20 protein-coding genes are annotated in these 19,722 nt (G+C 61.7%); 3 read left to right on the forward strand and 17 right to left on the reverse strand.

What is annotated here, in order from left to right; translation table 11 throughout:
- The first annotated feature begins 11 nt into the window (after nucleotides 1–11).
- The 3 genes from Tal182_RS17960 (at nucleotide 12) to Tal182_RS17970 (ending at nucleotide 5,908) form a co-directional block, all read left to right on the forward strand.
- A complete protein-coding gene (locus tag Tal182_RS17960; protein ID WP_085860294.1) occupies nucleotides 12–983 on the forward strand; it encodes an ABC transporter substrate-binding protein in 972 nt (323 codons plus the stop codon).
- A gap of 398 nt (nucleotides 984–1,381) precedes the next feature.
- Complete coding sequence (locus tag Tal182_RS17965; RefSeq protein WP_037140980.1) at nucleotides 1,382–2,572, forward strand: efflux RND transporter periplasmic adaptor subunit; 1,191 nt, start codon at nucleotides 1,382–1,384, stop codon at nucleotides 2,570–2,572.
- 12 nt (nucleotides 2,573–2,584) lie between these two features.
- The gene (locus Tal182_RS17970) at nucleotides 2,585–5,908 is read left to right on the forward strand and encodes an efflux RND transporter permease subunit (protein ID WP_085860295.1); all 3,324 of its coding nucleotides are present in this window, start codon (nucleotides 2,585–2,587) and stop codon (nucleotides 5,906–5,908) included.
- Nucleotides 5,909–6,180: 272 nt separating this feature from the next.
- Here Tal182_RS17970 and ureG read toward each other — a convergent pair whose 3' ends face one another.
- The 17 genes from ureG to urtB all read right to left on the reverse strand — a co-directional run bounded on the left by ureG (nucleotide 6,181) and on the right by urtB (nucleotide 19,629).
- On the reverse strand, nucleotides 6,181–6,792 hold the full coding sequence (ureG, locus tag Tal182_RS17975) for an urease accessory protein UreG (protein ID WP_085860296.1): 612 nt from the start codon (nucleotides 6,790–6,792) through the stop codon (nucleotides 6,181–6,183).
- A gap of 88 nt (nucleotides 6,793–6,880) precedes the next feature.
- Entirely contained in the window at nucleotides 6,881–7,552 is a 672-nt protein-coding gene (locus tag Tal182_RS17980) for an urease accessory protein UreF (protein ID WP_085860297.1), read from the reverse strand.
- A 6-nt stretch (nucleotides 7,553–7,558) separates the two neighbouring features.
- Nucleotides 7,559–8,143, reverse strand: coding sequence for an urease accessory protein UreE (gene ureE / locus Tal182_RS17985; RefSeq protein WP_085860298.1), 585 nt, complete (start codon nucleotides 8,141–8,143; stop codon nucleotides 7,559–7,561).
- An 87-nt stretch (nucleotides 8,144–8,230) separates the two neighbouring features.
- Entirely contained in the window at nucleotides 8,231–9,094 is an 864-nt protein-coding gene (locus Tal182_RS17990) for a GGDEF domain-containing protein (protein WP_085860299.1), read from the reverse strand.
- Between the two features lie 330 nt (nucleotides 9,095–9,424).
- Complete coding sequence (locus Tal182_RS17995; protein ID WP_085860300.1) at nucleotides 9,425–10,096, reverse strand: TIGR02117 family protein; 672 nt, start codon at nucleotides 10,094–10,096, stop codon at nucleotides 9,425–9,427.
- Between the two features lie 28 nt (nucleotides 10,097–10,124).
- Entirely contained in the window at nucleotides 10,125–11,837 is a 1,713-nt protein-coding gene (gene ureC, locus Tal182_RS18000; RefSeq protein WP_085860301.1) for an urease subunit alpha, read from the reverse strand.
- Nucleotides 11,838–11,840: 3 nt separating this feature from the next.
- On the reverse strand, nucleotides 11,841–12,479 hold the full coding sequence (locus tag Tal182_RS18005) for a Urease operon accessory protein (RefSeq protein WP_085860302.1): 639 nt from the start codon (nucleotides 12,477–12,479) through the stop codon (nucleotides 11,841–11,843).
- A 1-nt stretch (nucleotide 12,480) separates the two neighbouring features.
- Nucleotides 12,481–12,888, reverse strand: coding sequence for a lysozyme inhibitor LprI family protein (locus tag Tal182_RS18010; protein WP_064804513.1), 408 nt, complete (start codon nucleotides 12,886–12,888; stop codon nucleotides 12,481–12,483).
- Between the two features lie 17 nt (nucleotides 12,889–12,905).
- Nucleotides 12,906–13,211 (reverse strand): urease subunit beta, encoded by a 306-nt coding sequence (locus Tal182_RS18015; RefSeq protein ID WP_003542314.1) that lies wholly within the window; start codon nucleotides 13,209–13,211, stop codon nucleotides 12,906–12,908.
- Nucleotides 13,212–13,221: 10 nt separating this feature from the next.
- A complete protein-coding gene (locus Tal182_RS18020; RefSeq protein ID WP_085860303.1) occupies nucleotides 13,222–13,473 on the reverse strand; it encodes a DUF1272 domain-containing protein in 252 nt (83 codons plus the stop codon).
- Nucleotides 13,474–13,482: 9 nt separating this feature from the next.
- Complete coding sequence (locus tag Tal182_RS18025) at nucleotides 13,483–13,785, reverse strand: urease subunit gamma (protein ID WP_085860304.1); 303 nt, start codon at nucleotides 13,783–13,785, stop codon at nucleotides 13,483–13,485.
- Nucleotides 13,786–13,813: 28 nt separating this feature from the next.
- A complete protein-coding gene (locus tag Tal182_RS18030; RefSeq protein WP_085860978.1) occupies nucleotides 13,814–14,635 on the reverse strand; it encodes an urease accessory protein UreD in 822 nt (273 codons plus the stop codon).
- A 138-nt stretch (nucleotides 14,636–14,773) separates the two neighbouring features.
- Nucleotides 14,774–15,469 (reverse strand): urea ABC transporter ATP-binding subunit UrtE, encoded by a 696-nt coding sequence (gene urtE / locus Tal182_RS18035; RefSeq protein ID WP_085860979.1) that lies wholly within the window; start codon nucleotides 15,467–15,469, stop codon nucleotides 14,774–14,776.
- Nucleotides 15,470–15,487: 18 nt separating this feature from the next.
- The gene (locus Tal182_RS18040) at nucleotides 15,488–16,006 is read right to left on the reverse strand and encodes a hypothetical protein (protein ID WP_085860305.1); all 519 of its coding nucleotides are present in this window, start codon (nucleotides 16,004–16,006) and stop codon (nucleotides 15,488–15,490) included.
- A 76-nt stretch (nucleotides 16,007–16,082) separates the two neighbouring features.
- A complete protein-coding gene (gene urtD / locus Tal182_RS18045; RefSeq protein WP_085860980.1) occupies nucleotides 16,083–16,838 on the reverse strand; it encodes an urea ABC transporter ATP-binding protein UrtD in 756 nt (251 codons plus the stop codon).
- A 5-nt stretch (nucleotides 16,839–16,843) separates the two neighbouring features.
- A complete protein-coding gene (gene urtC, locus Tal182_RS18050) occupies nucleotides 16,844–18,007 on the reverse strand; it encodes an urea ABC transporter permease subunit UrtC (protein ID WP_085860306.1) in 1,164 nt (387 codons plus the stop codon).
- Entirely contained in the window at nucleotides 18,004–19,629 is a 1,626-nt protein-coding gene (gene urtB / locus Tal182_RS18055) for an urea ABC transporter permease subunit UrtB (RefSeq protein ID WP_085860307.1), read from the reverse strand. The genes urtC and urtB overlap by 4 nt, the downstream gene beginning before the upstream one ends.
- Nucleotides 19,630–19,722 lie beyond the last annotated feature (93 nt).

Consider the following 19,722-nt stretch of genomic DNA (forward strand, 5'->3'; position numbering starts at 1 on the left):
AGGAAAAGAAAATGAAAAAGTTGATGGTTGCAATGACGGCGAGCGCCATGACGCTGGCCGCCGCGCACGCGATGGCCGCCGACAAGGTCGTGCTGCAGTTGAAATGGGTGACGCAGGGCCAGTTCGGCGGTTACTACGTCGCTAAGGACAAGGGCTTCTACAAGGAAGAGGGCCTGGACGTCGACATCAAGCCGGGCGGTCCCGATATCGCCCCCGAGCAGGTGATCGCCGGCGGCGGCGCCGATGTCATCGTCGACTGGATGGGCGGCGCTCTCGTTGCCCGCGAGAAGGGTGTTCCGCTCGTCAACATCGCCCAGCCCTATCAGAAGTCGGGCCTGGAAATGATCTGCCGCAAGGACGGCCCTGTTAAAACCGAGGCCGACTTCAAGGGGCATACGCTCGGTGTCTGGTTCTTCGGCAACGAGTATCCCTTCTTCGCCTGGATGAACAAGCTCGGCCTCTCCACCGAAGGCGGCCCGAACGGCGTCACCGTGCTGAAGCAGAGCTTCGACGTGCAGCCGCTCGTCCAGAAGCAGGCCGACTGCATCTCCGTCATGACCTATAATGAATACTGGCAGGCGATCGATGCCGGCTTCAAGCCGGAGGAACTGACGGTCTTCAACTATACCGCGATGGGCAACGACCTCCTGGAAGACGGCCTCTACGCGATGGAAGACAAGCTGAAGGATCCGGCCTTCAAGGAGAAAATGGTCAAGTTCGTCCGCGCCTCGATGAAGGGCTGGAAGTACGCGACCGAAAACCCTGATGAAGCTGCCGAGATCGTCATGGACAATGGCGGCCAGGACGAGAACCACCAGAAGCGCATGATGGGCGAAGTCGCCAAGCTCGTCGGCGACGGCTCCGGCAAGCTGGACGAAGCGCTCTATGCCCGCACCGCAAAGGCGCTGCTCGACCAGAAGATTATCAGCAAGGAACCTTCGGGCGCCTGGACGCACGACATTACCGACGCTGCTTCCAAGTAATCGCGGCAACATTGCAGGGCGAACGCGCGGAGAAGGTCTCCGCGCGTTTCATATTTTTCCTGCTTTCATAAAAAAACACCGGGCAGCTGTCGCATTTGTCGGGCGTCAAACGTCATTCGGGTAGAGCCAGGATCAATCATCGTCATGCTCGCATAACCCTTCGGTGATTGATTCAGGTTCTGATGGTAATTATTATCGGCTCATGGGGAATTGTTTTCTGCCGGGCTTGCATATCGAGCAAATCGATACCAATTAGAAGCCGATTTGCCGGCGAGGGATGAAGACGGCAATGATGTGCGGATACCCTTGAGAATGCAGGAAAGGCAGTGGCCTGGTCGCGAGCTGAAGGACAGACGCGCGAGTTCGGCCAACCTTGTTACAAGATTGGACGACGACGCATGGCACGCAGGCCGAACGGATTTTTAGGTGCATCCACCCTTTTTGCAGCGGCACTGGCTGCATCCACCGCATTTTCGCAGGAAGCGCCGGTCGCAAAACCGCAGCAGAACCTGCCGGCCATCGTCGTTACCACAGCGACAAACCGCACTCTCGTCGACCGTGTCATCGGCACCGGAACGGTTAAGCCCGTCGAGGAGGTCTATATCCAACCGCAGGTCGAGGGACTGTCGATCCGCACGCTGAAAGCCGATGTTGGCGACAAGGTTCAGGCCGATAGCACGCTGGCGACCCTGAACGATGATGCGTTGGTATTAGAGAAAAGCCAGATGATGGCGACGAAGGCCAAAGGCGAGGCAAGCCTTGCTCAGCTGCGCGCCCAACTCATCGAAGCCCAGGCCAACGCCGAACAGGCCAGGCAGCAACAGGCCCGCGCTCAGGAAATGGGCAAGAAGGGCACCGTTTCCACCGCCCAGGTCGAACAGGCCGATGCGACCGCCGCCGCCGCCAATGCCCGCGTCGTTTCCGCCGAGCAGGCGATTGAAGTCGCCGAAGCCGATCTCAAGGTCTTCGACAGCCAGATCGCCGATGCGGATCTGAAGCTTGCCCGCACTGACGTGAAGACGCCGGTCGCCGGCACGATCGCGGCCAAGAACGCCAAGGTCGGCGCCATTGCCGCCGGCAACGGCGATCCGCTGTTCACCCTCATCCGGGACGGCGATATCGAGCTTGTCGCCGAAGTCGCCGAAAGTGACATCGTCAGGATCATGGCCGGCCAGAAGGCGACGATTTCGCTGTCCGGCAGCCGCGAGAAGCTTTCCGGCGCCGTGCGCCTGGTGTCGCCGACAGTCGATCCCACCACCCGCCTCGGCCTCGTCCATATCTCCATCGACGATGACAGCAAGGCGCGCTCCGGCATGTATGGCAGCGCTGAAATCGTCGTGCGCGAGACACAAGGCGTATCGCTTCCCCTGACCGCGGTCCTGACGGGCAATGAAGGCTCATCGGCCCGCAAGGTCGAGGATGGAGTGGTAAAATTCGCCAAGATCGAGACCGGCATCCAGGACGGCGCCTATGTCGAGATCGTTCAGGGATTGAAGAGCGGCGATGAGGTCGTGGCCAAAGCGGGTGCTTATGTCCGCGACGGCGACCACATCACGCCGGTGCGTGAACAGCCCGCGGCTTCCAACTAAAGAGACCATTCGATGAATTTTTCAGCCTGGTCCATTCGAAATCCGATCGCGCCGCTGCTGGCCTTCTGCCTGTTGATATTCATCGGCATCCAGTCCTTCAACACGCTGCCGATCACCCGCTTCCCGAACATTGACGTGCCGTTGGTTTCGATCAGCGTGACGCAGAGCGGCGCTTCGCCGGCCGAACTGGAAATGCAGGTGACGAAGGAGATCGAAGACGCGATCGCCTCGATCACCGGCATCGACGAAATCCAGTCAACGGTGACCGACGGCAGCTCGCAGACCAACGTCATGTTCCGCATGGAAGTGCCGACGGAACAGGCCGTGCAGGACGTCAAGGATGCGATCGATCGCATCCGCAGCGATCTGCCGGCGACAGCCGAAACGCCGATCGTCACCAAAGTCGATGTCGAAGGTCAGGCAATCCAGACCTTCGCGGTGTCGTCGCCCGACATGTCGCTGGAAGAACTCTCCTGGTTCGTCGACGATACGATCAAGCGCGCGCTGCAGGGCCAGGCCGGCATCGGTCGCGTCGATCGCTACGGCGGCGCCGAGCGTGAAGTGCGCATCGAGCTCACCCCCGCCAAACTCGATGCCCATGGCATCACCGCCGCAAGCGTGAACCAGCAGCTGCGCGGCACCAACGTTGACCTCGGCTCCGGCCGCGGCCAGGTGGCGGGCAGCGAACAGGCGATCCGCGTTCTCGGCGACGCCCGCAATGTCGCCGAACTCGCCGACACGACGATCGCGCTGCCGAACGGCCGTTTCGTCAAGCTGTCCGACCTCGGCGTCATCAAGGACACTTATGAGGAGCCGAAATCCTTCTCGCGCTTCAACGACACGCCTGTTGTCACATTTGGTGTCTTCCGTTCGAAGGGCGCCAGCGAGGTCAGCGTCGCCGAAACCGTGGCGCAGAGCCTCGACAAGGTCAGAGCCGACAACCCGAATGTGAAGATCGAGATGATCGACGATTCGGTTTATTTCACCTACGGCAATTACGAAGCCGCCATCCATACGCTGCTCGAAGGCGCGCTGCTCGCCGTCATCGTCGTCCTGCTGTTCCTCCGGAACTGGCGTGCGACGCTGATCTCGGCGATCGCCCTCCCCCTCTCCGCGATCCCGACCTTCTGGGTCATGGACATGATGGGCTTCTCGCTAAACCTCGTCAGCTTCCTTGCCTTGACGCTGGCAACCGGCATCCTCGTCGACGATGCAATCGTCGAAATCGAAAACATCGCCCGCCACATCAAGATGGGCAAGACGCCCTATCGGGCGGCGATCGAGGCGGCTGATGAAATCGGCCTCGCCGTCATCGCCACCACTTTCACCATCATCGCCGTCTTCGTGCCGGTTTCCTTCATGCCCGGCATTCCCGGCCAGTACTTCATCCAGTTCGGCCTGACCGTCGCTTTCTCCGTCTTCTTCTCGCTGATGGTGGCGCGCCTGATCACGCCGATGATGGCCGCCTATCTCATGCGCGCCGAGGATGGCGTCGACGACCATCATGACAATGACAGCCTGCTGATGAAGGGCTATACGCGCCTTGTCACCGGCACGACTCGCAAGTGGTATTGGCGTTATACGACGTTGATTGTGGCCCTCCTCTTCACGGTTGGTTCGGTCATATCGCTATTCATGTTCGTGCCAGGCAGCTTCCTGCCGCCGGAAGACGCCTCGCGTATCGTTCTCTCCGTCGAACTGCCGCCGAATGCGCGGCTTGACGACACCGAGAAGACGACCGATGCGATCTATGACAGGGTCAAGGACATCAACGGCGTCGAAAGCGTCTTCGTACTCGGCGGCGCATCGCCGAAGGGCGAACTCGAACTGCGCCGCGCGACGATCACGCTCGCGCTCGACAAGCTCGACCAGTCGTTGGTCAAGAAGGTGGTCAACGATGTGCTCGGCCGCATCCCGGTCATCGGCCCGATGCTGCCGAAGGTCGAAGTTCACGGCCGTGAACGTCCGCAATGGGACATTGAAAAGGAAGTCTTCGCTAAGCTGCGCGATATTCCCGACGTCCATATCCTCAAGCTCAACGACCGCGGCGAACGCGACCTCTCCTTCAACTTCCTTTCCAAGAACGAGAAGGACCTGAACGACGCCGTCGGCATCCTGGAATCCAAGCTGCGCGCCGATCCGTTGCTGGCAAACGTCAGCGCCGACGGCGCCCTGCCCCGTCCGGAACTGCAGGTCTACCCGCGCAAGGACGAGGCCGCCCGCCTTGGCATCACACCGCAGCAGATTTCCGAGACGATCCGCGTCGCCACCATCGGCGATGTGGACGCGGCTCTCGCCAAAATCTCGCTCGACGATCGCCAGATCCCGATCCGCGTGCAGGCGGCGCTCGACATGCGGCGCGATCTCGCGGCGATCCGGGCGCTGAAGATCCAGACCGCCAGCGGCGGCACCGTTCCGCTTTCGAGCGTCGCCAATATCGACTATTCCGAAGGCGTAAGCTCGATCAAGCGCAACAACCGCTACCGCGTCGTCTCGATCGGGTCCGACCTGCCGCAGGGCGTGGCCCTCGATACGGCATCGGCCCGTTTCCGCGAGATCGTCAACGAGGCCAAAATCCCGGCGGCGGTGCATCTTGCCGAAAGCGGCGATACCAAGGTGCAGACCGAGATGCAGCAGAGCTTTGTCAACGCCATGTTGATGGGCCTCCTGCTTGTGCTGACGGTGCTGATCCTGCTCTTCAAGGACGTGATCCAGCCCTTCACCATCCTGTTCTCGCTGCCGCTCGCCATCGGCGGCGTCGCCGCAGCCCTCATCATCACCAGCAATCCGCTGTCCATGCCCGTGATGATCGGCATTCTGATGCTGATGGGTATCGTTACCAAAAACGCCATCCTGCTCGTGGATTTCGCGATCGAGATGCGCCATCAGGGCATGACGCGGGTCGAAGCCATGGTCGAAGCCGGCCGCAAACGCGCCCGGCCGATCATCATGACCTCGATTGCCATGTCGGCAGGCATGCTGCCTTCCGCGCTCGGCGTCGGCGAAGGCGGCTCATTCCGCGCGCCGATGGCGATCGCGGTGATCGGCGGCATCATCGTCTCGACGGTGCTTTCGCTCGTCGTCGTACCTTCCTTCTTCCTGATCATGGACGATCTGTCCCGCCTGCTCGGCTGGATGTTCGGCCGCCTGGTCGGCAGGAAGGACGAGGAGGACCTTCCGCTGTCACGCGAAGATCTCACCCGCGTCACCCGCGAGAACCGCAGCGACATCGACTCGCTCGACGAGCGCCTGACCGCGATGGAAAAGCCCGAAAGCAAGCGCAAAAGCGCCAACGACACCAACGTGCTCCGCCTGCCGCCGTTTGCCGCGGAGTGAGCAAAGCCTCAGGAAACGAAACGGGCCGGGAGCGATCTCCCAGCTTCCTCGGTCATGCTCGGCCTTGTGCCGAGCATCTAACCACGGCAATTGCTTGACAGAAAAGCATTTGTTTTCAGTTTCTTAATTGGAGGTGCGCAGATCCTCGGCACAAGGCCGAGGATGACGGCGCGAGTTTTTTGTCAACAAACTACGGCGCCGGGAGCGATCTCCCGGCCCGTTTTTGTTTGGCCACCCTCGCCACCGTCAGCCCGATGCGGCGGACCTGCCCCTTAAAGCCCGCCCTGCTCTCTCAAGAAACTAACTATCGAGCTGACGCCGTCGCCGCGCTTCATGTCGGAGAAGACGAAGGGGCGTGAGGCGCGCATGCGCGTCGCATCCCGGTCCATCACCTCCAGATCGGCGCCGACAAAGGGAGCCAGATCCTTCTTGTTGATGACGAGCAGATCCGAGCGGGTGATGCCGGGTCCGCCTTTGCGCGGGATTTCCTCGCCCTGGCAGACGGAGATGACATAGATGGTGATATCGGCGAGATCCGGCGAAAAGGTTGCCGCCAGATTGTCCCCGCCGGATTCGATGAAGACGACGTCGAGATCGGGAATCCGCTCATTGAGGCCGGCGATCGCCTGAAGATTGATCGTCGCATCCTCGCGAATGGCGGTATGGGGGCAGCCGCCCGTCTCGACGCCGACGATGCGGTCCGAAGGCAGTGCCTGCATGCGCACCAACGCCTCGGCATCCTCGGTCGTGTAGATGTCGTTGGTGACGACAGCGACGGAATAGTCGTCGCGCATCGCCTTGCAGAGCTTTTCCGTCAGCGCCGTCTTGCCCGAGCCGACCGGTCCGCCGATGCCGACGCGCAGAGGTCCGTTTCGTGATTTCATATATCGTACTCCAATAGGATTCCGATGATAGCGAGGCCGCCGGCATGCGCCACCGTCAAATGACGCAGTTGCGGGATAATTTGGTAGGTTACGAGCGGAAAAGCCTGGTCGTCTGGGTTTCGTGGCGCAAGCTGGCGATATCGGTCTGCACCGTCGCCGCACCGAGATCGTCGAGGGTTGAGGCTGCCGCCTGCCGCGCGATCCCGGCAATCTGCTCTTCAAGCCCGGCAAGTATGGCAACGCCATCCCTCTGCCCGGCGACGCCAAGTCGGATGCCTGCTGAAACCGCCTGCGAGGCATAAGCATGCAGAAAGACCGCGAGCACCTTCTCCGGTCTTATGCCATGGGCGCCCGCAACCGCTCCGACCGCGATGGGGTAGGCGGTCTTGCCGGGCAGCCTTTCGAAAACCTCATCCGGCCAGGCTCGCGCCGCCAAGAGGAAGGCCTCGCCGAGCAGCATCGTTTCCTGATGGCGCTCACGCGATCCGGCAAGCGCTTCGGCAAGCGCAGCGACTTCGGCAAGGGCTGGAGCCTCGGCCTGGCGCCTGTGGCTCTCAGTCAGAAGCACCGCATCGTTCCAGACCGAACCATGGCCGATCAGCGTGCCGATCCAGTCCGCAAGCGAAGCCGCATCGGTGACGAGCCCATCGGCCACCGCTCGCTCCAACCCGCCCGAATAAGCAAAACTGCCGATCGGAAAGGCCGGTGAAAGCCATGCGGTGAGGCGCAGCAATGCCTGCAATTCACGATCTTCGCTCATCGAGCCTCAGTCGTGTTTGTGGCCGTGATGCCCGTCCCCATGACCATGGTCGTGATCATGGTCGCAGGTGTGATCATGCGTGTGATCATGGTCATGCCCAGCGTTATAATTGTGCCCGTGGTCATGATGAGCATGCCCATGGTCATGCGAATGTCCGCCATGGGAATGATAGGCTCCACGTGCCGGCTGGAAGGGCTCTTCGATATCGAGCACGGCGGCGCCGAGTCCCTGCAGCATGGTGCGGATGACATGGTCGCGCAGGATAACGATGCGATCTTCCTCGATCTGGGCGGCTAGATGCCGATTGCCGAGGTGCCAGGCGAGCTCAATGAGATGCGTGCGGTCGCGTCCGCGAATCTCGAAGAGTTTCTCGTCGGCCGCAAGGATCTCGATCAGTTCGCCGTCTTCGCGCACAAGCAGGTCGCCATTGGCGAAGAGCACCGGATCCTTGAGGTCGAGCATGACCATCTCGCCATTTTCCAGATGCAGCAGCTTGCGGCGCAGATGCCGCAGATCATGCGGCAGCTTGACCTGGGCGGTCGGATGGGAGGACGGGGTTCCGGCAGGAAGATAGGAGGTAACGCGCTGCATGACATGTCCGTTTTGCTGAAAGGACGACCATGCAAAATAGCTCTTGCCGATGCAAGCACCAATGGCCTTTCGTTGGCAGCTTGGCTTTTATATCCCGTAGGCCTGCATCACGTTGTCGCTGCCCTGTCGCCTGCCCTCCGCGTCGGGACCAGCTTCAGCAAGTCCGTGCCAGGCATGATGCAGCCCCTCCCTCTCGTGCACGACGCGATTGCGTCCGAGCGCCTTGGCGAGATAAAGCGCCCGGTCGGCCGAGGCATAAACCTGCTGCTTGTTGCGCCCAGGAATGAGATCGGCCACGCCGCCAGAAATGGTGATGGCAATATGGTTCCCATCGGCCACAAGCGGCCTGCCGGCGATATCGGCCTGCACGACCTGGATCCGCTCCAACCGTTTCTCCAGCGGTTCGCCGGAGACGATGACGCCGAATTCCTCGCCACCAAGGCGCGCAACGACGGACGATTCGTCGAAGGCGGTGATCAGCACCGCCGAAACCGCCGTGATAACCGCATCGCCGCAGGCATGGCCGAAGCGATCATTGATCGCCTTGAAACGGTCGACGTCGAAAATGACGAGCGAGGCGTCGCCTTCGATCCGATCCAGCGCCTCGGTGAAGGCGCGCCGGTTCAACAGGCCGGAGAGGGTATCCGTGCGGCTGAGCTTTTCGAACTTTGCCCGCGATAGCGTCAGCTCATGCATGGTGAAGCCTGTGGCCAGCGACAGCATTCCGGAAACCGTGCCACCGACAAGCCAGGAAAAAATGGCGCCGAAGCCGATCGCCTGCGAAAGGGTCACCGGCAGCAGCCCGAGAAAACCAAGTGGCGGTATCGTCAGCGCAATGATGACGCCGGAGAAAATGACGGCAAGAAAGCTCATCTTCAACGCAAAGACATAGACGTGCCTGCGATATTGAAAATCGCCAAAATCGGCCTGCAGCGACATCCAGTTCCTCATGAGAATCGACCTTCCCGCCCGGCGTTTCAAGGCATTGATAAGAGCGCAATTGCTGCGGGTGTCTTAATCGACTCGCTAAAATTTGAACGATTTCAGACGATTCGGTGGAGAGATTTTTTCTAGCAGGGGCTGCAAGTCTCCAATCCCTGAATCGAACAGAGCACGGAAGCAGCTAATCGACTGATCTATAATAGCTTTCTTGAGTTCTTGCGCTGGGCTGTTTCAGAATGGTGTAACTGAAAAAAACTTGGGTTTTCCTAGTGATTTTTACAACCGGACAGAGAGTTCCGTTCACAATTTCGTTTAAGCGCGGACAGGCCGGCCGGTGCGTCAATTGTAGACACCAATAGACAATCGCAATGATTGTGGAAGCGGGTTCCATAAGCCAGTTCGAAGCCCCGCCGAACGGAGTGCAGCGGCAGTCCAGGTGTTGCAGCCGAAGAGGGCATTGAAGTATCCCTTGGCTTCGAAAAACCGATCGATCTCCCCGTAACCGGCATCCGGGATCGGCGCGATCTCGCCCGCATTGCGGACGAAGCTGTCCGCGATGAATTGGCGCAGCCGCGCCAATTCATCGTCACCAATATCGAATGCGGTAACATCTGGCTGCGGCTCGGCAATATGGCCGGCGAGATCGACATGCAGCACCGAACGGTCGATCGTCAGCGCCCGTAGCACCGGTAGCGGCTTCAGCTCAGCCCAGGTCGGTGTTTCCAGATAGAAGGCGCGGCCGCCCCAGCCGACCACGAGCCATTCCGCATTCGGGTGATCGAGCGGAAAATCGGGATCGTCGAGAAAGGAAAAGCCAGCCCGAGTCTCCGCATCGAGCGGAATGGCAATATCGGTATGGATTGGTCCCGACAGCAGAAGCACCCGGTGGGTTGGCGCCGCGGACGACGCCTTGACCGGAGCAATCAGCGGCCGGGGAATGAAGGTCCCGCCCGCTGCCAGCATCAGAAGCAGGAATAGGGCCCGCAACAGCCAGCGGACGCCCGTCCTCATCAGCCGCCGCGCATGCACGGATGCTGGCCTAAAACAGGAAATAGCGCTGCGCCATCGGCAGCACCGTCGCTGGCTCGCAGGTCAGCAGTTCGCCGTTCGCCCTGACTTCATAGGTCTCCGGATCGACTTCGATCTCCGGCGTCAGGTCATTGTGGATCATCGATGCCTTGGAGATGCCGCCGCGCGTATTCTTCACCGCCACGAGTTCCTTGCCGACACCGAGCCGGCTCTTCAGGCCGGTGTCGAGCGAGGCCTGGCTGACGAAGGTGACGGAGGAATTGGTGAGGCTCTTGCCATACGAGGCGAACATCGGCCGATAATGCACCGGCTGCGGCGTCGGGATCGAGGCGTTCGGATCGCCCATCGGGGCGGCGGCAATCGAGCCGCCGAGCAGCACCATGTCGGGCTTCACGCCGAAGAAGGCTGGGTTCCAGAGCACGAGGTCGGCGCGCTTGCCGACCTCGACCGAGCCGATCTCATGGCTGAGACCGTGGGCGATCGCCGGATTGATCGTGTATTTGGCGATATAGCGGCGGACGCGGAAATTGTCGTTATCGCCCTTTTCCTCCTTCAGCCGGCCGCGTTGGCGCTTCATCTTGTCGGCCGTCTGCCAGGTGCGGATCGCCACCTCGCCGACACGGCCCATGGCCTGGCTATCGGACGAGATGATCGAGAAGGCGCCGATATCATGCAGGATGTCTTCCGCCGCAATCGTCTCCTTGCGGATACGGCTTTCGGCAAAGGCGATATCCTCGGGGATCGATGGCGACAGGTGATGGCAGACCATCAGCATGTCCAGATGCTCGGCGATGGTGTTGACCGTATAGGGCCGCGTCGGATTGGTGGACGACGGGATGACGTTCGATTGGCCGCAGATCTTGATGATATCGGGCGCATGGCCGCCGCCCGCCCCTTCCGTGTGGAAGGCATGGATGGTGCGGCCCTTGATGGCGCCGATCGTATCCTCGACGAAGCCGCTTTCGTTCAGCGTATCGGTGTGGATCATCACCTGCACGTCGTATTCGTCGGCGACCGACAGGCAGCAGTCGATGGCGCCGGGCGTCGTGCCCCAGTCTTCGTGCAGCTTCAGCGAGGTGGCGCCGGCCAGCACCATTTCGGTCAATGCTCCCGGCAGCGAGGCATTGCCCTTACCAGCAAAGGCAAGGTTCATCGGGAAGGCGTCCGCCGCCTCGATCATGCGGGCGAGATGCCAGGGGCCTGGCGTACAGGTGGTGGCAAGCGTGCCATGCGCCGGCCCAGTGCCGCCGCCGAGCATGCAGGTCATGCCAGACATCAGCGCTTCTTCGATCTGCTGCGGCGCGATGAAGTGGATATGGCTGTCCATGCCGCCCGCAGTAACGATCTTGCCTTCGGCGGCGATCGCCTCCGTGCCCGGGCCGACAATAATATTGACGCCCGGCTGCATGTCAGGATTGCCCGCCTTGCCGATCGCGACGATGCGTCCGCTCTTCAGCCCGATATCGGCCTTGTAGATGCCGGAATGATCGACGATCACCGCATTGGTGATGACGGTATCGACCGCGCCGTCCGCCCGCGTCACCTGGCTCTGGCCCATGCCATCGCGGATCACCTTGCCGCCGCCGAACTTCACCTCCTCGCCATAGGTGGTGAAATCCTTCTCGATCTCGATAAAGAGCTCCGTATCGGCAAGGCGCACCTTGTCGCCGGTGGTCGGTCCGAACATGCCGGCATAGGCGGCGCGCGAGATCTTATAGGGCATCCATCAGGCTCCGTAGGAGGAAGAGACAAGCGTTTTTCCGCCGAGCCGCCTGAGGCGGCCGGCGGCAATATAACCATCGACAAGCTGTCGTTCGGCGGCAAACGGGTGCCATTCCCAGCCAGCGTGACCGAAGCCGGCCAGCATCACCTCGGCCTCGGTATATTTGCCCAGCACCTCGGCGATGACGATCATGCCGCTGCTCGGCACCACATAGGGCGCCGGCGCAAAGGCCGAAAGCGAGGCGTCGGCGGCCTCGTGGAGCGCCTTGCCGATGACGACATGCGTCTTGCCGGCATCCGCGCAGAAGGCAGCGAACGCATCCGTATAATCATCGCAGAAATCGTCGAGATCAGGATGCGAGACGGCAAGCGGCGCCCGCATCGCGGCGAATTTTTCCGGGTCGCGCACGCTCCAGATTTCGCGCGCCGCGACAACGCCGGGATGAGCGCGCCACTCGGGCGAGCCGAGCATTGCCTTTGCCGGCCGGCCGGTATTGCAGACCGCAACGGCGTCCGTGCGGCTGCCGCCGCCGCCGTAGGAGCGGCAATCATTGAAGCGGATGACGAAGTCGGCGGCATCGATGATGCCTGCCTGTCCTTCCCCGACCTCGCCATTGCCGACGATTACGATCTTCCTGATCACCTTAGTTGCTCATCGTGTCTGCGAGCTGTTTCAGCTCTTTCGTGCGTTTATCCGTCTCTTCGGCCAGGCATCCGGCAACCAGCATCGGCTCCATCGTGCCCCCGCGCGCCTGAAAGCCAAAGGCATCGCATTCTGCGTCGCGATAGTCGATCCAGGCGCGCTGCGCCTTGACCAGCGCCTTCTCCGCGCCCCTCATGTCGCCGTCGAGATCCTTGTCAATCGCCGCCATGGCGGCACGCGTCTTCTTGTACTGTTCGTTCAGCGCCTTGTCGGCAGCCTCATGGCGCGCCTCTTCGCAGGAGGTCATGTCCGATTGCGTCTGCGGATTCTTGCAATCGACATCCTGCGCGGACGCGCCGCCGGCCACAAACAGCATCGCCGCCCCAATGAGGCAAATATTCAGACGCATTCACCTCTCCCGTTGTTCTAAAGCTTGCCCATCACCAGCTGGCGGAAGCCATAGACCTCGCGCTTGCCGGAAAGCGGGATCAGCGTCACCGAGCGCGTCTGTCCCGGCTCGAAGCGCACGGCCGTCCCCGCCGGAATATCGAGACGTTTCCCGTGCGCCGCCGCGCGGTCGAAGGAAAGCCCGGCATTGGTCTCGGCGAAATGATAGTGGCTGCCAACCTGCACCGGCCGGTCGCCGGTATTGGAAACTTCCAGCGTCACCGTCGGCGCGCCGGCATTGAGTTCGATGTCGCCGCTTGCGGCAATGATCTCGCCCGGAATCATAGAGTTCTCCCTAAGCCGCCCTGGGCGCGCAGCCCTCGGCTTTCAGCACACGTTTCGTCGACGCAGGATTTTTGGCGAGCATCGCTGCCGGCCGAATGGGCCTGGCGACGAGGTTGCCACCGCAATTCGGGCAGACGCCCTTCAGCACGCCGTCCACGCAATCGGCGCAGAAGGTGCATTCATAGGTGCAGATCCGCGCCTCCGCACTTTCCGGCGGCAGATCCTTGTTGCAGCATTCGCAATTGGGCCTGAGCTCCAGCATGCTATGTCCTCACCGGATCGGTTCGTGCACGGTGACGAGCTTGGTCCCGTCGGGGAAGGTCGCCTCCACCTGCACGTCGTGGATCATCTCGGCAACGCCTTCCATCACTTGGTGGCGGCCGATCACTTGGGCGCCGGCCTCCATCAACTCGGCGACGGGACGGCCGTCGCGCGCGCCTTCGACGACGAAATCGCTGATCAGCGCGATCGCCTCGGGATGGTTCAGCTTGACGCCGCGCTCCAGCCGCCGCCGCGCCACCATCGCCGCCATCGATATCAGCAGCTTGTCTTTTTCTCTGGGAGTGAGGTTCATTAGGTGCCCATCTGCTTCGTGCTTAAATTCATAGATTCCAGACTTTCGGCACAGGCGCACCATTGCGCAAGGTGGAAATGACCGGGATCAGGATTTTTCTGAGCGAGAAGCCGTCGGCTGCCGCAAGGCGCACGACGAGCTTGTCGTTCCAGGCGCTGGCGCCACCCATCGACCCTTCGACGAGCGGCCGGACTTTGCCGAGATAGGCTTCCGCCAGCGGCCCGGCATAGAGCAGTGTCGCAAACGCGACCTGCCCGCCAAGCACGGCCTGGCGCGCAGCCAGCGCCGAAATACCTTCGGAAAGCTTCAGTTCCTCAGCATGGATCAGCCGGCCCGAACGGCGGATGCGCCAGCGGTCGCGAAAGAGCCCCGTCTCCACCGCCTCGCCCATCGCCTTGCGGCCTAGCAGCACCGCCTCGACGGCCAGGAATTCGGCGCGCTCGTCGAGATCGACATCGAGCCGGCGGAAAAGAGAAGCGCGGTCGAAGAGGATCGTTTCCTGCGGCAGCCAGTCGACGCGCGCTCCCGCGCCAACTTCGATGCGGATCGTCACCTCGGCGGCTCCAGCCGATGCCTTGTAGATCTTCTCGCAGGCCTGGGTGGTGACGTCGATCTTCGTGCCGGCGCCGGCAACGACGTTCCAGTCCATCCGGTCGCCGCCAGTCAGCCCGCCCGCGGTATTGATGATGACGGCTTCCATCGAGGCATCGAACGTATCGGGCAGACGGATCTTCGCCGCGCCCTCCTGATAGAGTTCACGGAGGCGCGTACGGCCATCGAGCAGCCTTGCCGCCAGATGCCCGCGTCCCTCCGCTCTTTGCGGTCTCGTGCTGGCCACCGCAATCGTCATCTCGTCCCTTTCGGTCGCGCCACCGCTTTTCATTTCATTGCGCGGATGACGGAAAGCAAGCAATTCCCATGCCGCCCGGAAGGTGCGGCAGATCGGCGAAGTACGGCTCCCACTGCCGCAAAACGCGGCATCTGCCCGTCAGACGGTCAGATGACGACGGGCTTCCGGCGTATCCAGCGTCTCCGCCAGCCCTTCATGCACGATCTCGCCGCGATCCATGATGTAGACGTAATCGGCAAGCTCCCGGCAGAAATCCAGATATTGTTCGACGAGCAGGATCGCCATGCCGGTGGATTCGCGGAGGTAGCGGATCGCCCGGCCGATATCCTTGATGATCGACGGCTGAATGCCCTCGGTCGGCTCGTCGAGCACGAGGATCTTCGGCCGCGTCACCATGGCGCGCCCGATCGCCAGCTGTTGCTGCTGCCCGCCGGAAAGATCGCCGCCGCGCCGCGATAGCATCGACTTCAGCACCGGGAACAGGCTGAAAATGTCATCGGGAATGTTGCGGTCGCGGCGGCCAAGTGGAGCAAAGCCGGTTTCGAGATTTTCCTTCACGGTGAGCAGCGGAAAGATTTCGCGCCCCTGCGGCACATAGCCGATGCCCTGCTTGGCGCGGGCAAAGGGCGGCAGGCCGTTCAGCTTCGTATCATTGAAGGTGACGGTGCCGGCCGACAGTGGATGCTGCCCGGTGACGGCGCGCAACAGCGAGCTCTTGCCGACCCCATTGCGGCCCAGCACGCAGGTGATCTTGCCCATCTCCGCCTTGATGGAGATGCCGCGCAGCGCCTGCGCCGCGCCATAATGCAGATTCGCGTTTTCGACTGTCAGCATCCGTTCACCCATTCCCCATCAGTTCATCAGGCTACGCTTCAGCGTCTGCAGAGCGTAGTCCTGTTCCTTAGTTCTCTCGCCGCCGACCGCGGCCACGTCTTCGGCAATATTGATCAGCTGCCGCCGCTCCTGCATATCGAGCACCTTGATCCAGAGGTCCCGGAACCGGCGGATCGGGTCTTCGGGACTGTTGACGTTCTTGGACGCCCATTCGCCGAAAACCAGCACCTCTTCCATGTCGCCCGGCCGAATGATTCCTTTCATGCGGCCGCGGATGACATCCCTCGCTGCGTCGACATACATCGGCTTCTCCTTGGCAAGGCAGAAGAAAAAGGCCACTGCCGCTATCGCCGGATCGGCGATCGAGGCCAGTGGCGCCGCCTCCGCCTGCTTGCGGCGTTTTCCGCGCCTATAAGCGCCCCGCATACGCTCGACGGAATCGATGATCTCATTTCCCGCCTCACGCACCATTTTAAAACGCCAATACCAGATGACGGCGCCGCTGAGCGCCGCGACCAGAATACCGAGAAAAGCCATGCGGAAACCCCACAAGAATACCCACTCGTTTTAGAGCTTGTTCTTCTGTCAGGTTCAAGCCTGGAAGTTGCATTGATCACCGCCCCAGATAGTTCTCGATCACCTTCGGATCCGAACTGACGAAATCGATCGATCCTTCCGCAAGCACCGAACCTTCCGCGAGGCAGGTCACCTTGACGCCAAGGTCGCGGATGAAGCCCATATCGTGTTCGACGACAACGACCGAACGGGTCCTGGCAATGTCTTTGAGGAGGATCGCCGTTTCCGCCGTTTCCGCATCCGTCATGCCGGCCACCGGCTCGTCAACGAGCAGCAGCTTCGGCTCCTGCGCGAGCAACATGCCAATCTCCAGCCACTGCTTCTGCCCGTGCGAGAGATTGGCCGCCAGTTCGTCGCGCCGGTGCGTCAGCCGCACCGTTTCGAGGATTTCCTCGATACGCGCCCTGTCCTCGCCCGAAATCCGGTAGAACAGCGCCGAGAAAACCGAGCGGCGGCGGTTCAGCGCCAGTTCCAGATTGTCCCAGACCGTATGGCTTTCAAAGACCGTCGGCTTCTGGAACTTGCGGCCGATGCCTAGCTGAGCAATGTCGGCCTCGTCCTTTTTGGTGAGATCGACAGTGCCGTTGAAGAACACCTCGCCCTCGTCGGGCCTGGTCTTGCCGGTGATGATATCCATCATCGTCGTCTTGCCGGCGCCATTCGGGCCGATGATGGCGCGAAGCTCGCCGGGCTCGATGACGATCGAGAGCGAATTCAGCGCCTTGAAGCCGTCGAAGGAAACGGAGACGCCGCTGAGATAGAGCACGCTGTTGGGTTTGAGGTCGGGAATCACTGTGTTCACTCCGCTGCCTGGATTTTCGGCTCGATGCCGTCCTCCTCTGCCGCCCGCGGGACAGAATCGGAGACGGCTTTCCGTTTGCCGAGATAGTGCGAGATCGTGCCGACGACGCCCTTCGGCAGGAACTGCGTGACGGCGACGAAGAGGCCGCCGAGCGCAAACAGCCAGAACTCCGGAAAGAGGCCTGTGAAGATCGTCTTGCCGCCGTTGACGAGGATCGCGCCGATGATCGGCCCGATCAGCGTCCCCCGCCCGCCGACCGCCGTCCAGATGACGACCTCGATCGAGTTGGCAGGCGCGAATTCGCCGGGATTGATGATGCCGACCTGCGGCACGTAGAGCGCCCCGGCAATCCCCGCCATCATCGCCGAGACGACGAAGGTGAACAGCTTGAAATGCTCGACGCGGTAGCCGAGGAAGCGCGTGCGGCTTTCCGCGTCGCGCACGCCGACCAGCACCTTGCCGAACTTCGAGCGCACGATTGCCGAGGCGATCGTCAGCGACAGCGCCAGGAAGATCGCGGTCGCGGCAAAGAGGCTTGCGCGTGTGCCGTCCGCCTGGATGTTGAAGCCGAGGATATCCTTGAAATCGGTCATGCCGTTATTGCCGCCGAACCCCATGTCGTTGCGGAAGAAGGCAAGCAGCAGTGCGTATGTCATCGCCTGGGTGATGATCGAGAGATAGACGCCGTTGACGCGTGAGCGGAAGGCGAACCAGCCGAAGACGAAGGCGAGCAGCCCGGGTACGGCGAGCACCATCAGCGCCGCGAACCAGAACTGGTCGAAGCCGTACCAGAACCAGGGCAGTTCCTTCCAGTTCAGGAACACCATGAAGTCGGGCAGGACGGGATCGCCGTAGACGCCGCGCGAGCCGATCTGGCGCATCAGATACATGCCCATCGCATAGCCGCCGAGCGCGAAGAAGGCGCCGTGGCCGAGCGAGAGAATGCCGCAGAAGCCCCAGACGAGATCGAGCGCCAGCGCCAGCAGCGCATAGGTGAGATACTTGCCGAACAGCGCCATGATATAGGTCGGCACGTGCAGCGGGTGCGTCGGGCCGGTGGCAAGGTTCAGCACCGGCACGAGAATGGCGACCGCCAGCAACAAGGCGACGGCGATGGAGATCCTGCGATCAAGAGACCGAAGAAGGAAGGCCGTTATCATGCTTCCACCGCCCTTCCTTTGAGTGCGAAGAGCCCACGCGGACGCTTCTGGATGAAGAGAATGATGAGGACGAGCACCAGGATCTTGCCGAGCACGGCGCCGGCGAAGGGCTCGAGGAACTTGTTGACGACGCCGAGCGACAGCGCGCCGACCAGCGTTCCCCAGAGATTGCCGACACCGCCGAAGACGACGACCATGAAGCTGTCGATGATGTAGTTCTGGCCGAGGTTCGGCGAGACGTTGTCGATCTGCGAGAGCGCCACACCGGCCATGCCGGCGATGCCGGAGCCGAGCGCGAAGGTGAAGGCATCGACCCAGCCGGTGCGGATGCCCATCGACGAGGCCATGCGGCGGTTCTGCGTCACCGCCCGCATCTGCAGTCCGAAGGGGGAGCGCTTCAGCAGCATCAGGAGCGTCAGGAACACCACCATCGAGAAGACGATAATCCAGAGCCGGTTCCAGGTGATGGCGAGCCCGCCGAAATCGAATGCGCCGGACATCCAGCTCGGATTGCGGACCTCGCGGTTGGTCGGGCCGAAATAACTGCGGATCGCCTGCTGCAGGATCAAGGACACGCCCCAAGTGGCAAGCAGCGTTTCCAGCGGGCGGCCGTAGAGATAACGAATGACGACGCGCTCGATGACGAGGCCGACGAAACCGGTAAAGACGAAGGCGGCCGGCACCGCGAAAGCCAGCGAATAATCGGCAAGCGATGGAAAGGCCGAGGTGATATATTCCTGCACGACATAGGTCGTATAGGCGCCGATCATCACCATCTCGCCATGCGCCATGTTGATCACGCCCATGACGCCGAAGGTGATGGCAAGGCCAATCGCGGCCAGCAGCAGTACCGAACCGAGCGACAGGCCGTACCAGACGTTCTGGACGACGTCCCAGAGCGCCAGGTCGCGGTTGATCGAATTGATCTCTGTCTGGATCGCTGGCTTCAGATCGTCACGGGCATTCGCCATCGCCGCCGTCAGGATCGTCAGCGCATCGCGGCCGCCGCGGGCGGCGATCATGTCGATGGCGGCCCGCTTCTCCTCGCTGCCGGCATCGCTCTTCAGCACCATCACGGCCCGCGCCGCTTCCATCGTGTTTTTGATCTCCCCGTCCTTCTCGGCTGAAAGAGCCGAATTCAGAAGTTCGAGATTGGCGGGATCGGCATCCCTCAGCATGCCCTCAGCCGCTGCGAGCCGCGCGGAGCGATCCGGGCTCAAAAGCGTCAGCTGACTCATCACAGTCGTGATCGTGGTGCGCAGCGAATTGTTGATCTTGACCTTCGACATCATGTCGGGGTCGACATCGGCAACCGCCTCTCCGGTGATCGGATCGGAATAGGTTGGCTCGTCCTCCGTGCCGCCCTGAACGAGAACGGGGCCGCCCTCCGAATTGACGTAGAGCTGGCCGTCGCTCAGTTGCTGCAGGATCTGGCTGACATGCGAATCCCCGGAAGCGGCAAGCGCCCGGATGGCCGCATCGCGCTCGGGAAAGCCGCCGACGCCGAGCGCATCGACGAGAGCGTGCACGTCGCCCTCGGCGCGCAGACCGGTCACCGAAAGCGCCAGGCCGGAAAGCATCAGGCAAAATGTCAGAAGGAAAATCTTGATGGCGCGAAACATCGGCTCTCTCGCCTTGAGTGTCGTCGGCCTTGCGGCGCAGCGGTAAGGACAGAGCTTCCGCCCGGATCGGCTCCGGACGGAAGTCTTCAGGCT

The sequence above is a fragment of the Rhizobium sp. TAL182 genome (assembly GCF_002117725.1).
Classification (GTDB): Bacteria; Pseudomonadota; Alphaproteobacteria; order Rhizobiales; family Rhizobiaceae; genus Rhizobium; species Rhizobium esperanzae.